The organism is Pseudomonas fragariae (ex Marin et al. 2024) (genome assembly GCF_059621105.1).
In genome coordinates, this window is the sequence record NZ_CM184369.1 from 174,873 (window position 1) to 189,211 (window position 14,339).

13 protein-coding genes are annotated in these 14,339 nt (G+C 59.4%); 9 read left to right on the forward strand and 4 right to left on the reverse strand.

Annotated features, from left to right (window positions below):
* The first annotated feature begins 427 nt into the window (after positions 1-427).
* Together AC54XV_RS00800 and AC54XV_RS00805 are read left to right on the forward strand one after the other, a co-directional pair.
* On the forward strand, positions 428-1,285 hold the full coding sequence (locus tag AC54XV_RS00800; RefSeq protein ID WP_496717628.1) for a GNAT family N-acetyltransferase: 858 nt from the start codon (positions 428-430) through the stop codon (positions 1,283-1,285).
* A 298-nt stretch (positions 1,286-1,583) separates the two neighbouring features.
* A complete protein-coding gene (locus AC54XV_RS00805) occupies positions 1,584-2,297 on the forward strand; it encodes a cupin domain-containing protein (protein ID WP_024652126.1) in 714 nt (237 codons plus the stop codon).
* A 140-nt stretch (positions 2,298-2,437) separates the two neighbouring features.
* On the opposite strand, the gene AC54XV_RS00810 is transcribed toward AC54XV_RS00805, so the two are convergent.
* From AC54XV_RS00810 to AC54XV_RS00825, 4 genes are all read right to left on the reverse strand, one after another.
* The gene (locus AC54XV_RS00810) at positions 2,438-2,938 is read right to left on the reverse strand and encodes a GNAT family N-acetyltransferase (protein WP_177411177.1); all 501 of its coding nucleotides are present in this window, start codon (positions 2,936-2,938) and stop codon (positions 2,438-2,440) included.
* Positions 2,939-3,066: 128 nt separating this feature from the next.
* A complete protein-coding gene (locus AC54XV_RS00815; RefSeq protein ID WP_003367573.1) occupies positions 3,067-4,611 on the reverse strand; it encodes a phosphoenolpyruvate carboxykinase in 1,545 nt (514 codons plus the stop codon).
* 179 nt (positions 4,612-4,790) lie between these two features.
* Positions 4,791-5,693 (reverse strand): Hsp33 family molecular chaperone HslO, encoded by a 903-nt coding sequence (gene hslO, locus AC54XV_RS00820; RefSeq protein ID WP_003408317.1) that lies wholly within the window; start codon positions 5,691-5,693, stop codon positions 4,791-4,793.
* Between the two features lie 177 nt (positions 5,694-5,870).
* Entirely contained in the window at positions 5,871-6,278 is a 408-nt protein-coding gene (locus AC54XV_RS00825) for an RNA-binding S4 domain-containing protein (protein ID WP_496717632.1), read from the reverse strand.
* 167 nt (positions 6,279-6,445) lie between these two features.
* Between AC54XV_RS00825 and rimA the strand changes: the two genes are divergently transcribed.
* The 7 genes from rimA (at position 6,446) to AC54XV_RS00860 (ending at position 14,271) form a co-directional block, all read left to right on the forward strand.
* Complete coding sequence (gene rimA / locus AC54XV_RS00830) at positions 6,446-7,228, forward strand: S6 modification regulatory phosphodiesterase RimA (protein ID WP_003401743.1); 783 nt, start codon at positions 6,446-6,448, stop codon at positions 7,226-7,228.
* Positions 7,229-7,244: 16 nt separating this feature from the next.
* A complete protein-coding gene (gene rimB / locus AC54XV_RS00835) occupies positions 7,245-7,721 on the forward strand; it encodes a retropepsin-like aspartic endopeptidase RimB (protein WP_003401758.1) in 477 nt (158 codons plus the stop codon).
* The gene (gene rimK, locus AC54XV_RS00840) at positions 7,718-8,623 is read left to right on the forward strand and encodes a 30S ribosomal protein S6--L-glutamate ligase (protein WP_003401760.1); all 906 of its coding nucleotides are present in this window, start codon (positions 7,718-7,720) and stop codon (positions 8,621-8,623) included. Before rimB ends, rimK begins: the two co-directional genes overlap by 4 nt.
* 456 nt (positions 8,624-9,079) lie before the next feature.
* Complete coding sequence (gene gltP / locus AC54XV_RS00845; RefSeq protein ID WP_003401762.1) at positions 9,080-10,411, forward strand: glutamate/aspartate:proton symporter GltP; 1,332 nt, start codon at positions 9,080-9,082, stop codon at positions 10,409-10,411.
* Positions 10,412-10,501: 90 nt separating this feature from the next.
* The gene (locus AC54XV_RS00850) at positions 10,502-10,777 is read left to right on the forward strand and encodes a hypothetical protein (protein ID WP_003344493.1); all 276 of its coding nucleotides are present in this window, start codon (positions 10,502-10,504) and stop codon (positions 10,775-10,777) included.
* 216 nt (positions 10,778-10,993) lie between these two features.
* Positions 10,994-11,242 (forward strand): TIGR02647 family protein, encoded by a 249-nt coding sequence (locus AC54XV_RS00855; RefSeq protein ID WP_003344490.1) that lies wholly within the window; start codon positions 10,994-10,996, stop codon positions 11,240-11,242.
* Between the two features lie 182 nt (positions 11,243-11,424).
* Positions 11,425-14,271, forward strand: coding sequence for a class I adenylate cyclase (locus AC54XV_RS00860; protein WP_496717636.1), 2,847 nt, complete (start codon positions 11,425-11,427; stop codon positions 14,269-14,271).
* The last annotated feature ends 68 nt before the right edge of the window (positions 14,272-14,339 follow it).

Here is a 14,339-nt window from a genome sequence, read left to right on the forward strand (position 1 = left end):
AAATCAGCAGATGGCGTTAAAAGTGATGGCTGCTTGATAGAAACCACCGTTTTGAGGTGCGCGCTCAGCAGACTTTGCGGGGCGCTCCAGCCTTGGGCAGAGCCCGGTTTTCGGCGCTTTTATGACCCTTTTCAGGGCGCTCGGGCTCAAACACGCGGGTTTGCGCCGCAGAAACTGCGCCGCGCCAGTGCCTGGCTGGCGACAAATGCCGGCAGCTATATAAAGAGCTTGAACACGGGGTAAAAACCCTAAGCATTTGCTGCCGGAGGCCCGGCCGATTTAAGCAGTAACTGTGGTCTGGCGAGCGGCGCTTTGTGGAATCTGCCGAATGCGCGCAGCCCTCTTGTCACCGCCCGCAGCAGGTGGGATACAACACGCCTGACGCATCCTTTTATTGCCTGTGCATCCTTCTGGACGGAGACACGTCATGCTCGCTCAGCAACGCCCCGACTTTGAATTTCGCCCCATGACCGCCGCCGACGTCGGCAACGCTCATGAGTTATCCATCGCCTTGAAGTGGCCGCATCGACTTGAAGACTGGGCCATGCTGCAACGTGTCGCCCAAGGCTTCGTCGCGGTACACAACGGGCGGTTGATCGGTAGTGCTTTCGCCTGTCATCAGGGCGAGTTTTCCACCATCGGTCTGGTGATCGTCAGTGACGATTACCAGGGCAAGGGCATTGGTCGCAAGCTGATGGAACTGGCGGTCGGCTGCGTCGCGCCCCGCACGGCGGTCCTCAACGCCACGCTGGCGGGTGCGCCGCTTTACGCGAAGATGGGGTTTGTCAGTTTTGGCGAGATCCAGCAGCGTCAGGGGCAGGCGCAACCGACCGACATCACCGAATTGAAGTCACAGGAACGTTGCCGCGGGCTGAGCGAGGCTGACCACCCTCGCGTGCTGGAACTGGCCAACGCCGGTTCGGGCATGGACCGCTCGGTGACGCTCGGCGATGTGCTGAACAACCTTGAGCACGCCGTCGGCATCGAGCGCGACGGCCAGTTGCAGGCCTTTGCCCTGCTGCGTCCGTTCGGCCGCGGCCTGTGCATCGGCCCTGTGGTCGCCCAGAGCGTTGACCAGGCCAGGCACATGATCGAGCAACTGCTGGCCCGCGTGCCTTATGCCTTCGTACGTATCGACATCCCGACCGACAGCGGCCTGGCCGACTGGCTGGAGGAAGCCGGCCTCAAGCGCGTCGACAGCGTGACCCGCATGAGCATGGGCGCAGTCCTGCAAGCCAGCCAGGGCGTGCGCCAGTTTGCGCTGATTACCCAGGCGATCGGCTGATCGCCCGTAAGCACCTCATCGTGCCAATGCTCTCGCAGAGCGTCACGAAATGCATTACCACGCAGAGCGCTCATCGTTATACATAAGTCTTGGAGAGCCCCGAATACGTGCTTTTCAGGCTTCTGCCCGCAGGGCGTAGGAGCGAACTTGTTCGCGAAGACAGGCGATCATACCGGCCCTTTCGCGAACAAGTTCGCTCCTACGGCCTCCGGCCAGAAGCAAAAGCGGATTTGTGTATAACGCCGAGTCTGGAGCGTGGGAACGATCATCAACGCTTCAACTTCAGGAGCCCGACCCGATGCCCCAACCCACTGTTTTGCTATTGGCCCGCGCTGACCTCAGCCCGGTAGACACCGAATTCACCACTGGCCCCATCGATGCGCATGACTCGCTCGATAATGAGCGTCGCACAGCGTTCATCGATGATCAGGGCATTGCGGCCGGCCTCGTGCATTTCGGCACGTCGCTGTCAGTGGCAGCCTACCCCTACACCGAAATGCTGGTGATGCATCGCGGGTCCGTCACCCTGACCTCCGGTACCGAGAGCCTCACGATCAAGACCGGTGAAAGTGCAGTGATCGGTCGCGGCACTCAAGTACGTATCGACGCGCAACCGGACAGCCTCTGGGCGTTCTGCGCGTCCACCCAGGCCAGCGGGCCAGACAAACCCGGCATCACCGCGCTCGACCGCCTGGCCATGCTCACGCCATCTTCACCACCAGACCCGGCGATCATGATCAGCGCGTTGCCGCAATGCCGCAGCAACAACCTCTTCGAAGACAGCGCCAGCACCCTGCGCATCGGCGTATGGGACTCCACCCCCTACGAACGCATCTCGCGGCCGCACAAGATCCATGAACTGATGAACCTGATCGAAGGCAGCGTCGAGCTGAGCCTGGAAAACGGCCCGAGCCTGACCGTGAATACCGGCGATACCGTATTCGTCGCACAGGGCGCGCCCTGCAAGTGGACCAGCACGGCGTATGTGCGCAAGTTTTATGCGGTGACGTGAAGTAGAACGACGTGCTGCTTCGCCCGACGACTCTATTCAGCATGGAGCCTGGAATGGAGCGATGGGAAAACGCTATGTGGATGAATACAACGAAACCGGCAGAAGCACCCAAACACTGGTGATGCTTCTCGCCCGCTACATTATTCTTTCAAACCCAGCACGTAGAACTTGCTGTCCACCGCGATCAACGGAAAGCTCGCTGGCAGATCTTCTTTGGTGATCTCCCGAAAGCCGTGCTTTTCATAGAAGCGATGCGCAGCGTGAAATTTGTCGGTCGTGCCCAGGAAAACTTCGCTAACGCCCTTGCGAGTTGATTCCTCGATCAGGCGCTCGAGCAGTCTGGCTGCAACGGAGAGTTCCCTGCCGCGAAACGGGGCGGCGACAAACATCTTGCGCAGTGCTGCCTGCCCTGCGCCGATGTCCCTGAGGCCGATGCTGCCGATGACCTGAGCGTCTTGTACAGCGACCCAGAAATCCCCTGTGCCGGTCTGGTAAAAGTCCGGAATCGCTTTCAGGTCAGGCTGGTCTTCGGCGGTGATGGGAATACCGAACTCTTCACGCTGGATCGGCAGAATCATCGCCGATACACCTGACTCGTCGCTCGGCACGAAACGCCGTATCTGAATCCCGTTTACGCCCACAACACACCTCCTGGCCATCGTCCTCAGTGGAAATCAGTATTCCAGACAAGCAAACGCCCCGACAAGTCGAGGCGTTTGCTTGAGCATTTTCGAGGGTCACACGGGCGTGTGACCCTGAAGATGTTTAATTACAACTTCGGACCCGCAGCCTTGATGGCGTCGCTCACGTCGAACTTCTTGAAGTTCTCCACGAACAGGCCAGCCAGTGCTTTTGCCGCTTCGTCGTAGGCAGCCTTGTCAGCCCAGGTGTTGCGTGGGTTGAGCAGGCCGGTATCGACGCCGGGTACCGACTTCGGTACGTCGAGGTTGATGGTGTCGAGGTGTTCGGTTTCGGCACCGATCAGTGCGCCGCTCTGGATCGCTGCGATCACGCCACGGGTGGTCGGGATGTTGAAGCGCTTGCCGACGCCGTAGCCACCGCCGGTCCAGCCGGTGTTGACCAGGTAGACCTTGGATTTGAAGCCGCGGATGCGCTTGATCAGCAGTTCTGCGTATTCGCCCGCCGGACGCGGGAAGAACGGTGCGCCGAAGCAGGTGGAGAAGGTGGACTTGATGCCCGAACCCGAACCCATTTCAGTCGAGCCGACCAGTGCGGTGTAACCCGACAGGAAGTGGTAGGCGGCCTGTTCTTCGCTGAGGATCGACACAGGCGGCAGTACGCCGGTCAGGTCGCAGGTCAGGAAGATAACGGCGTTCGGCTCGCCACCGAGGTTTTTCGGTGCGCGTTTTTCGATCAGTTCGCGCGGGTAGGCCGCACGGCTGTTCTGGGTCAGGCTGCTGTCGGCGTAGTCGGCTTTTTTGGTGACCGGGTCGAGTACGACGTTTTCCAGTACGGCGCCGTGCTGGATGGCTTTCCAGATGACCGGCTCGTTCTTCTCGGACAGGTCGATGCACTTGGCATAGCAACCGCCTTCGATGTTGAACACCACGCCTTCGCCCCAGCCGTGTTCGTCGTCACCGATCAGGTAACGGCTTTCGTCGGCGGACAGGGTGGTCTTGCCGGTGCCGGACAGACCGAAGAACAGGGTTACATCGCCCTCTTCGCCCATGTTGGCCGCGCAATGCATCGGCAGAACGTCGGACGCCGGGAGCAGGAAGTTCTGCACCGAGAACATGGCTTTCTTCATTTCGCCGGCATAACGCATGCCGGCGATCAGCACCTTGCGGGCTGCAAAGTTGATGATCACGGTGCCGTCGGAGTTGGTGCCGTCACGCTCAGGGTCGCAGACGAACCATGGCGCGTTCTGGATTTCCCACTCGTCCTTGCCAGCCGGGTTGTACTGTTCAGGGTTGATGAACAGGCAACGGCCGAACAGATTGTGCCACGCAGTCTCGGTGGTCATCTTGACTGGCAGGTAGTGCGCAGGATCGGAGCCTACATGAACGTGAGAAACGAAGCGCTCGCGCTCGGCGAGGTACGCGCCGACACGGTTCCACAGGGCGTCGAATTTCTCGGCCGGGAACTTGCGGTTGATCGGGCCCCAGGCGATGGCGTCCTGAGTGCTCGGCTCTTCAACGATGAAACGATCGACCGGCGAACGGCCAGTACGATGGCCTGTCTCCACAACCAGTGCGCCAGTATCGGAAAGTACGCCTTCTTTGCGGGCAAGGGCTTCCTTGACCAGTTCGTCGGTGCTCAGATCGGTGTACACAGCGTTGTTGGTTTGCGTCATGAGGTTCCCCGTCGGCCTGTGGCCGAGTGCTCCAAACGGTTTTGTAGTAAAAAAACAACCACTACTACAGCGTAAAAGTGGGCCGGATTATGCCAGAAATGCCCGGAAATGGTAGGACCCTCCTGTCAGAACAGCATTACAGGGGCCCACACCGTTTTCTGAGGCCCTTTACGCGATCATTAATGGCGCGTGTCAGATGGCGAATCGACACCGCCGCCAGCAAACAGCTGCGCGACGTCAGTGGCATCGAACAGATAGCGTTGGTTGCAGAACTGGCAGTCGATCTCGATCGTGCCGTTGTGCTCGATAACCAGTTGCTGCGCGTCCTCCAGCCCAAGGCTGGCCAGCGCATTGGCCGAGCGCTCACGCGAGCAACTGCAGCGAAAGCAGATGGGCTGCTCGTCGAACAGGCGAACCGGGTCTTCGTGATACAGGCGATGCAGGATGGTCTGGTTGTCCAGCCCGAGCATTTCCTCGGCCGTGAGGGTGTTGGCCAGGGTGATGACGTGCTCCCAGCTGGCGTCGCGCTCTTCCGGATCGGTGATCTGCGCGATGGGCAGCTGTTGCAGCAACAGACCGCGGGCGCGATGACCGTCGGCCTTGAGCCAGAAACGCGTGCCCAGCTGTTCGGACATCACGAAATAGTTGGAGAGGCTTTCCGACAGGTCGACGCCGTCGAGGGCAACGATGCCCTGATAGCGCTTGCCCTTGTTCGGGTCGATGGTCAATGCCAGCGAGCCATCGGGCATCAGGTCCTGCAGACCTGCGCCTGCTGTGACCAGTGCCTCGTCATAACGGGCAATGCCACGCAGTTCACGCTCGCTGGAGCACTCGACCATCAGCAACGGCACTGCGCCGCTGGAGCGTGCCTGCAGGATCAGCAGGCCGTCGAATTTGAGGGTGCCGACGAGCAGCGCGGCAGCCGCCATCAGTTCGCCAAGCAACTGCGCGACCGGCTCCGGGTAGGGATGCTTGGCGAGCACTTCGGCGTAGCTGCGCTCCAGGGCGACCAGTTCTCCGCGAACGTCGCTTTCGTCGAAGATGAAGCGTTGGGTGAAATCGATGTTCGGGAAATCATGCATAGGTAGGCAAGGTATCTGAAGTAATGACAATGGATGGCACGCGGCTGAAAAAGCGCCGTCCGGCACTCGAAAGCGCCGTGGGCCATGCGGATTGACCGGCATTTTAGGAGCTATGCGGTGCGCTTCCAAGCTGGATGGCACGTCGGACTGATAGCCGGAGCTGCCCGGTGCTGTGTTTCAGTCGTTGTTGTGGCTGGCGCGGAAGCCGAAAAGCTCCCGGCGTTGCTTCTTGGTCGGCTTTCCGTCAGTGGTCACACCCAGGTTGCCGGCCTTGCGCTGAGCCGCGGCATTCTCGCGCATGGCGATGCTCTCGGGTGTCTCGTGATACAGCGTCTGTGCCTCCGGTGCGCCACGCCGAACGACGGACAGCGCCTCGACCACTACGGTGCGGTCGTCGAAACCCATGCGAATCTGGAACTCGTCACCGATACGCGGCTCCTTGCCGGGCTTGCAACGCTCGCCGCGACAGTGCACCTTGCCGCTTTCGATAGCCGCTTTGGCCAGCGCACGGGTTTTGAAAAAGCGCGCAGCCCACAGCCATTTATCCAGGCGGACCTTATCGTCTTCTTCCATCTTTTGTGCCATTTGAATTCCTCATCCGTATGGCAGTCTGAACGTTATCCGGCTAATCAGGAAACGTGACGGCCTGCCGTTGCCGATCTGTCGCTATCAAGAACATGAAGTAACCGATCCTTGCTTGTCAAAATCCGCTATTCATCATTTTATGGCCCTGACCTCACATGGAGTGCGATGTGACAGACTTTCCAACCTCGTTGACCGCCCCCAAAAAGGGGTGTGAGGGCTGCACCGGCAGTCCGGAACTGGGCTTTTCGTTTGATTATGCCTACCAACCCATCGTCAACCTGCACGACCAGTCGATCTTTGCCCATGAAGCGCTGGTCCGGGGCCCGAATGGCGAGGGCGCAATGTCAGTCCTGAGTCAGGTCACCGACCAGAACCGCTATCGCTTCGATCAGACCTGCCGGACCACGGCCATCGCCGGCGCTGCGAAACTGGGCATGACCGAGCGTTTATCGATCAACTTTCTGCCAAATGCCGTGTATCGTCCCGAGCTGTGTATCCGCAGCACGCTGGAAGCGGCCAAGCGGCATGACTTTCCCATCGAGCGGTTGATTTTCGAGACCATCGAAAGCGAACATGTGTGCAGCAAAGGCCATTTGAGCAATATCCTGCGCGAGTACCGGGAGTTCGGCTTCATGACCGCCATCGATGACTTCGGCGCCGGGTATTCAGGCCTGACGCTGCTGGCCGATTTTCAACCCGACCTGATCAAACTCGACATGAACCTGGTACGCGATGTTCATCGCAATCGCGCGCGTCAGGCGATTGTTCGCGCGGTTGTCACAATGTGTTCGGACTTGGGGATTAAAGTCATCGCAGAAGGTATCGAACATATTGAAGAGCGGGATTTTCTGGCAGATTGCGGCATATCCCTGATGCAAGGCTATCTGTTCGCCAAACCCGCATTCAAAGCCCTGGCTCAGGTAGCCCCCGAGGCCTGGCAGAAGTCTTGAGAAGTACGGAATCGCATTGAAGACATTCGATCATCTGACAGTCATCGGCCTGCGCGAGTGGGTGGCGCTCCCCGACCTGGGGGTGGCAGGCCTGCGGGCAAAAATCGATACCGGTGCGAGCACGTCAAGCCTGCACGCCACGGAAATCGAACCTTTTGAACGCAATGGCCAGAAATGGGTGCGCTTCAACGCGCATCTGGGCACGGTGGTTCAGTTGCGGCATCGTCGCTGCGAAGCGCAACTGGTTGCCATGAAAACCATTAAAAGCTCCAACGGTCAGGCGCAGGTGCGTTATGTCATTCGCACCACGCTGGCCCTGGGTGATCGTATCTGGCCGGTGGAATTCACACTGGCCTGCCGCAAGTCGATGCGCTATCGACTGCTGCTGGGTTCCAAGGCTCTGATTGACGGCCAGCTGGTGGTCAATCCGGGCATAACTTACGTACAAGACAAGCCGGTGTTCCCGGCCTCTACTTCCTCAGGTGTTGCATGAAGATCGCTGTGCTTTCGCGTAATCCGCGTCTGTATTCCACCCGTCGTCTGGTCGAAGCTGGCATCGAGCGTGGCCATGAGATGGTGGTGATCGACACCCTGCGCGCCTATATGAACATCGCCAGCCACAAGCCGCAGATCCACTACCGCGGCAAACCTCTGGAGGGCTTCGATGCGGTGATCCCGCGCATCGGTGCTTCGGTGACTTTCTATGGCTGTGCGGTGTTGCGTCAGTTTGAAATGATGGGTGTGTTTCCGCTCAATGAATCGGTCGCCATTGCCCGCTCGCGGGACAAGCTGCGTTCGCTGCAACTCCTGTCACGCCGGGGGATCGGCTTGCCGGTCACCGGTTTCGCTCACTCGCCCGACGACATTCCCGACCTGATCCAGATGGTCAATGGCGCGCCGCTGGTCATCAAGGTGCTCGAAGGCACTCAGGGGATCGGCGTGGTGTTGTGCGAAACGGCCACGGCGGCCGAATCGGTGATCGAAGCCTTCATGGGCCTCAAGCAGGACATCATGGTTCAGGAATACATCAAGGAAGCAGGCGGTGCCGACATTCGCTGCTTTGTGGTCGGTGACAAGGTTATCGCCTCGATGAAGCGTCAGGCCAAACCGGGCGAGTTCCGCTCCAACCTGCACCGCGGTGGCAGCGCCAGCCTGATCAAGATCACGCCTGAAGAACGCATGACTGCATTGCGGGCAGCCAAGGTCATGGGACTGAGCGTGGCGGGTGTGGATATCCTGCGTTCCAATCACGGTCCTTTGGTGATGGAGGTCAACTCTTCGCCTGGCCTGGAAGGCATTGAAGTGACCACCAGCAAGGACGTGGCCGGGATGATCATCGGGTACCTGGAGAAAAACAGCGGCCCGCACATGACCCGTACCAAAGGAAAAGGCTGACGGGACTCATACCCGTTTCAATGGCTCTGGCTGGCGTCGCGTCTGCGGACGCCGTCCAGGGCATTCAGCTACCGTACATCAGGTAAACAGGCCTGCCAGTCGAGTCCTCGTTGCAGTATCCCGGCATTAGTCCCGCATCCCTCCGTTCAGCTTAAGGCGACGTAATAGCCAGCTTCGCGCCGAATAGCCATCCTCCCGCGCGACATAAATCAACACATTTCTCCCGTATTTGTATGCCGATCATGCATGAGGTAGTCGTTTACGGCATTAGACGTATACGCGCGCCATGGGAATAGTTGCGACTTTTTTCGCCTGCTACAGAGCTGGGATGCTCGTCTGCGGTGACCTTCTCGGGACATTTCCAAAGGGAGCTCCTGCCTCGAAACTGCTGTGAAAAAGCATGCTCGGTGCACGGGTTTTGGACTTGCCCAAGCCACTTTGAACAAGGGTAATAATATGAAGAAGGCAAAGCTGAGTCTGGCCTGGCAGATTCTGATCGGACTGGTACTGGGTATCGCTGTGGGGGCGCTACTCAATCATTTCAGCGCAGAAAAGGCCTGGTGGATCACCAACATCCTGCAGCCCGCAGGCGATATCTTCATTCGTCTGATCAAGATGATCGTTATTCCCATCGTTGTCGCCTCGCTGATCGTCGGCATCGCGGGCGTGGGCGATGCCAAGAAGCTGGGACGTATCGGTCTCAAGACCATTCTCTATTTTGAAGTCGTGACCACTATCGCGATTCTGGTGGGGCTGGTGCTGGCCAACGTGTTCCATCCGGGCACCGGCATCGACATGAGCACACTGGGCACCGTCGATATTTCCAAGTATCAGCAGACTACGGCTGAAGTTCAGCACGATCATGCGTTTATCGCGACCATTCTCAACCTGATCCCGTCCAACATCTTCGCCGCCATGGCGCGCGGCGAGATGTTGCCGATCATCTTCTTTTCGGTGTTGTTCGGCCTGGGGCTTTCCAGCCTGCAAGCCGAGGTCCGTGAACCGCTGGTGAAGCTGTTTCAGGGCGTCTCGGAGACCATGTTCAAGGTCACTCACATGATCATGAACTACGCGCCGATTGGTGTGTTTGCCCTGATTGCCGTGACTGTCGCCAACTTCGGCTTCGCCTCTCTGTTGCCGCTCGCCAAGCTGGTGATTCTGGTTTACGTGGCCATCGCCTTCTTCGCCTTCGTGGTGCTGGGGCTGATCGCTCGTGCATTCGGCTTTTCGGTCATCAGGCTGATGCGTATCTTCAAGGACGAGCTGATTCTGTCCTACTCCACGGCCAGCTCTGAAACCGTGCTGCCACGGGTGATCCAGAAGATGGAAGCCTATGGCGCACCGAAGGCGATTTGCAGTTTCGTGGTGCCCACGGGCTACTCGTTCAACCTTGACGGTTCGACGCTCTATCAGAGCATCGCAGCCATCTTCATCGCTCAGTTGTACGGCATCGACCTGTCGATTGGCGCGCAATTGATGCTGGTGCTGACCCTGATGGTCACCTCCAAAGGCATCGCGGGCGTACCGGGGGTTTCCTTCGTGGTACTGCTGGCGACCCTGGGCAGCGCCGGTATTCCACTGGAAGGCCTGGCGTTCATCGCCGGTGTCGACCGCATTATGGACATGGCGCGTACCGCTTTGAACGTGATCGGCAATGCGCTGGCAGTGCTGGTTATCTCGCGCTGGGAAGGCATGTATGACGATGCCAAGGGCGAGCGCTACTGGAACTCCCTGCCGCACTGGCGCAGCAAAGAGCCCGTGCCGATGGGGCAACCGACGGCGGACTGATCTTCGCTATGTGCTGACAAGCCCCGGACCTCCGGGGTTTGTTGTTTTCAGGTCGCCGGTTAGACTGCCTGCCTTACCTGAGGAGTGACCATGACCGACGACATCGATAATGACGAAGAAGACTTTGCTGCCTCGACGCTGATCGAAGCTATCGAAAACCAGATCGAAGCCGGTAACCCGCCCGCAGCCAGAGCGGTGTTCAACATGCTGACCCTGGTGAACTATGAGCGTGAAGATATTCTTGAAATGATGGCCCATGTGCTGGCCATCGAGATCGATGCCTTGCTGGAGCAGGACCGTCCGTTCGACACGCAATGGTATGAAGCAGCGCTGCGCGCCCTGCCCGACCTGCCGCCGGAAAAGTGATCCTGCGGTCAGAGCAGGCCAGCAAGATATATGCTGCAAACACTTCAGACGCTGACTACACTGCAAATGCCCCGCTGCCGCTTGATCCTCCGGGGCCACACGCCAAACCGGCTTTAACGGTCATCCAGAACCGACGAGCGCAGATCGGACACGTCGATTCCAGAGCACACCCGCCAGCCGGCGAGGTCGTATTACTACAAAAAGTCTGGAGTACCTATGTCGTATACCCCTGAGTTGGTTGCCGAACTGGAAATCCTTGCACTGTTCAATCTGGGAAACACCCAGGAAGGCCTCAAAGTCCACCATGTAGCGGCGCCCACGGCCGTTGCAGCCGCACAAAGACTCTTCGATAAAGGACTGACGACCCAGGTCGATGGCGGTTACCTGACCAGCCTCGGGCTCGAGGCCGCCCAGCATGCCCAATCCTTGCTGACCATCCTCAACGTCTCCAGGCAAGCCGCCTGAATGTCGCAGGGCCTGCGCACAAAAAAGCGTGGCAGGCCCTTCACTTATCCGCGCGCCAGTCGATACAGGACGTTGGCGCCAGAATAACCATCCGACCGAATCCGCTTCTCTCGGCTGCAAACCTTCTCCGCCATCTTTCTCGGTAATTCCACGCCTGCACAGGCCAGATGCCTTGAGTTGCGATGACGCGTAATCCTGAAATTCGCCCCGACCTGGATGAGGGCATCGACCGCAAGGTTCTCAGCCAGTTGCGTAACCGTTTCCTGTCGCTCAATGACGGGCGGTACGCGCGTGCGCTGGAAGGTATGTCGACCCGCCAGCAGAGCGTGTTGACCCTGCTGCCGCTGTTCTTTCACGTCAACCATCCGCTGTTGCCCGGTTATGTTTCCGGCAGCACGCCTGCCGGTGTCTCGCATTACGAACCGGACACACTGGCCCTGGTCGAGGCGCAGCGGCTGACGCGCTCCTTTTCCTACAAGGCCCGGCACGGCAACCCGCCCCAGCCGATTCATGGCCTGTTTCTGATGGGCAGCCTCGGTACACTGGCCCAGGCTGAACAAAGCGATATGGATGTCTGGGTCTGCCACGACAGCGAGCTGGAGCCGGAGGCCATCGCCGAACTGCGCAAGAAATGCCAGGCACTTGAAGCCTGGGCGGCGACGATGGGCGCAGAGGCACATTTTTTTCTGATCGACCCGCAGCGTTTCAAGAGCGGCGAGCGCGATTCGCAGCTCAGCTCGGACGATTGCGGGACTACCCAGCATTACCTGTTGCTCGACGAGTTCTATCGGACCGCTATCTGGCTCGCCGGGCGCACCCCGATGTGGTGGCTGGTGCCGGTCTATGAAGAGCAGAACTATGAGGATTACACCCACACCCTGCTGAGCAAGCGCTTCATTCGCGCCAGTGAGGTGCTCGACCTCGGCCCGATGTCGCACATTCCCCCGGCCGAGTTTATCGGTGCCGGATTATGGCAGTTGTTCAAAGGCATCGAGTCGCCCTACAAGTCTGTGCTCAAGCTGCTGTTGATCGAGGTCTATTCCAGCGAGCATCCCCGCGTGCAGTGCCTGAGCCTGCGTTTCAAGCAAGCGGTGTTCGCCAATCAGCTGGACCCGGATGAGCTTGACCCCTATGTGGTCGTGTACCGGCGCATCGAGGAGCATCTGCAGGCACGCAACGAGCCGGAGCGCCTGGAGCTGGTGCGCCGCAGCCTGTACCTGAAGGTCAACAAGAAGCTCACCGGGTCGACCCGCCAGCGCAACGTCGGTTGGCAGCGCCAACTGCTGGAACGCCTGACGACGGAGTGGGGTTGGGATGAGCGTCAACTGGCGCTGCTCGACAGCCGCAGCCAGTGGAAAGTCCGCCAGGTGGCCGGCGAGCGCCGCGCACTGGTCAACGAGCTGAATTACAGCTATCGCTTTCAGAGCCGCTTCGCCAAAACGCAAAGCACTGCCGACGCCCTCAACACTCGCGACCTGATCATTCTGGGTCGGCGTCTGTATGCGGCTTTTGAACGCAAGGCGGGCAAGGTCGAGTTCATTAACCCGGGCATCGCCCCTGACCTTGCCGAAGATACGCTGACGCTGGTCCACTCCCCCGACAAGCGCGAGCCCGGCAAGCACCAGTGGGCCTTGTACAACGGCAATCTGGGCATTCACGAGTGGCCGAATTTCTCACCGCTCAAACGCAGCCGTGAATTGCTTGAGTTGCTGACCTGGTGCCATCGCAATACCGTGATCGACAGCACCACCCGTGTGGCATTGCACCCGGGCGCCAGTGACCTGAGCGAGTTCGAGCTGTTCAACCTGATGGGCGCCTTGCAGCAGAGCATTCAGCTGCCACTGCCCGAGGTCAGCGATGAGGCGTTGCTGATGCCCAGCACGCCCAGTGAGATACTGTTGTTGATCAATGTCGGCGTCGATCCGCTCAGCCATCATCGCGACCTCAATATTCTGATGACCACCGAGCGCACCGACTCGCTCAGCTACGCGGGTGTCCGGGAAAATCTGGTGCTGACGCTGGACCAGATCACCCTCAATACCTGGAACGAAACACTGGTCAGCCGCTACGACGGCCCGCACGCCCTGCTCGACTGCATGAGCGAACTGCTCGGCAGCCTGCCGCAGCGCGGTAAACAGCCGCAGATTCACGTGCGCTGCTTCTGCCATAACCGCGCGCCCGCCATTGCCCAGCGTGTTGAAGAGCTGATCGGCACGGCGCGGTTGTTGCTGGAGAGGCGGCTCAATCACCGTTACCTGATTCAGGTGCAGCAGCAGTATCACGTGCTGGAGATGAAGCCGGGGCAGATCGGTCATGTGGTGATCAACAGTCTGCCGGGGTTGTTCAAGTACCTGGGTGAAGAGCTGTCGTCGTACAGCCCCTTGCACCTGGACCCGCAGGCACTCGATGACCACGATCTGGCCCTGATCCTGCCGCTTGGTCAGCCGGAATGCATTCAGGTGTTCTACCGGGTCAACGAGCCGGACGCTGACCTGTACGTGCTCGATGAACACAATTCGCTCTGGCATCAGCGTCTGCCGTATCACGATGAACAGAGCCTGCTGGTGCCGCTGCAGCGCTTTCTTCACGCGCTGGTTTATCGCCGGGGCGCCTCATTACCGCTGGATGATCCGTCCGCGCCGGTTACGCTGGAAACCCTTTACTATCAGCTGCTGCCCTCTGGCGCGGGGCCTGCCCGACGTGTTGAGCATCGACCGGCGCCGACTGCAGCGGACAAGGCGTTTTACGACGTACAGGCAATCATCGAGGAAACCTCGCCAGGGCAACTGAACGCCACCCTGTACTGCGACAACAGCGAGTTTTCCGAACTGGAATACGGCGATCGACTGTACGCCGCCGTCGCACAGCAAATCCTCGGCAAACGCCTGGAGCTTCAGCGCTACCGCTGTTACATCACCGACCTGGACCTGTCCGGGCTGCTGGACGGCAAGCACGGGCAAAGCATCCTCTTCCTGCGCCACAAGGCCGAACTGGAAAAGCTGCTGAACGAGGCGATGGATCAGGCCTGACCTGCTGCATTGGCACGATAGGTGTTCTCTGGTGCGCCTATCGCTCCTCACGCTCCGCTTGGGAATGC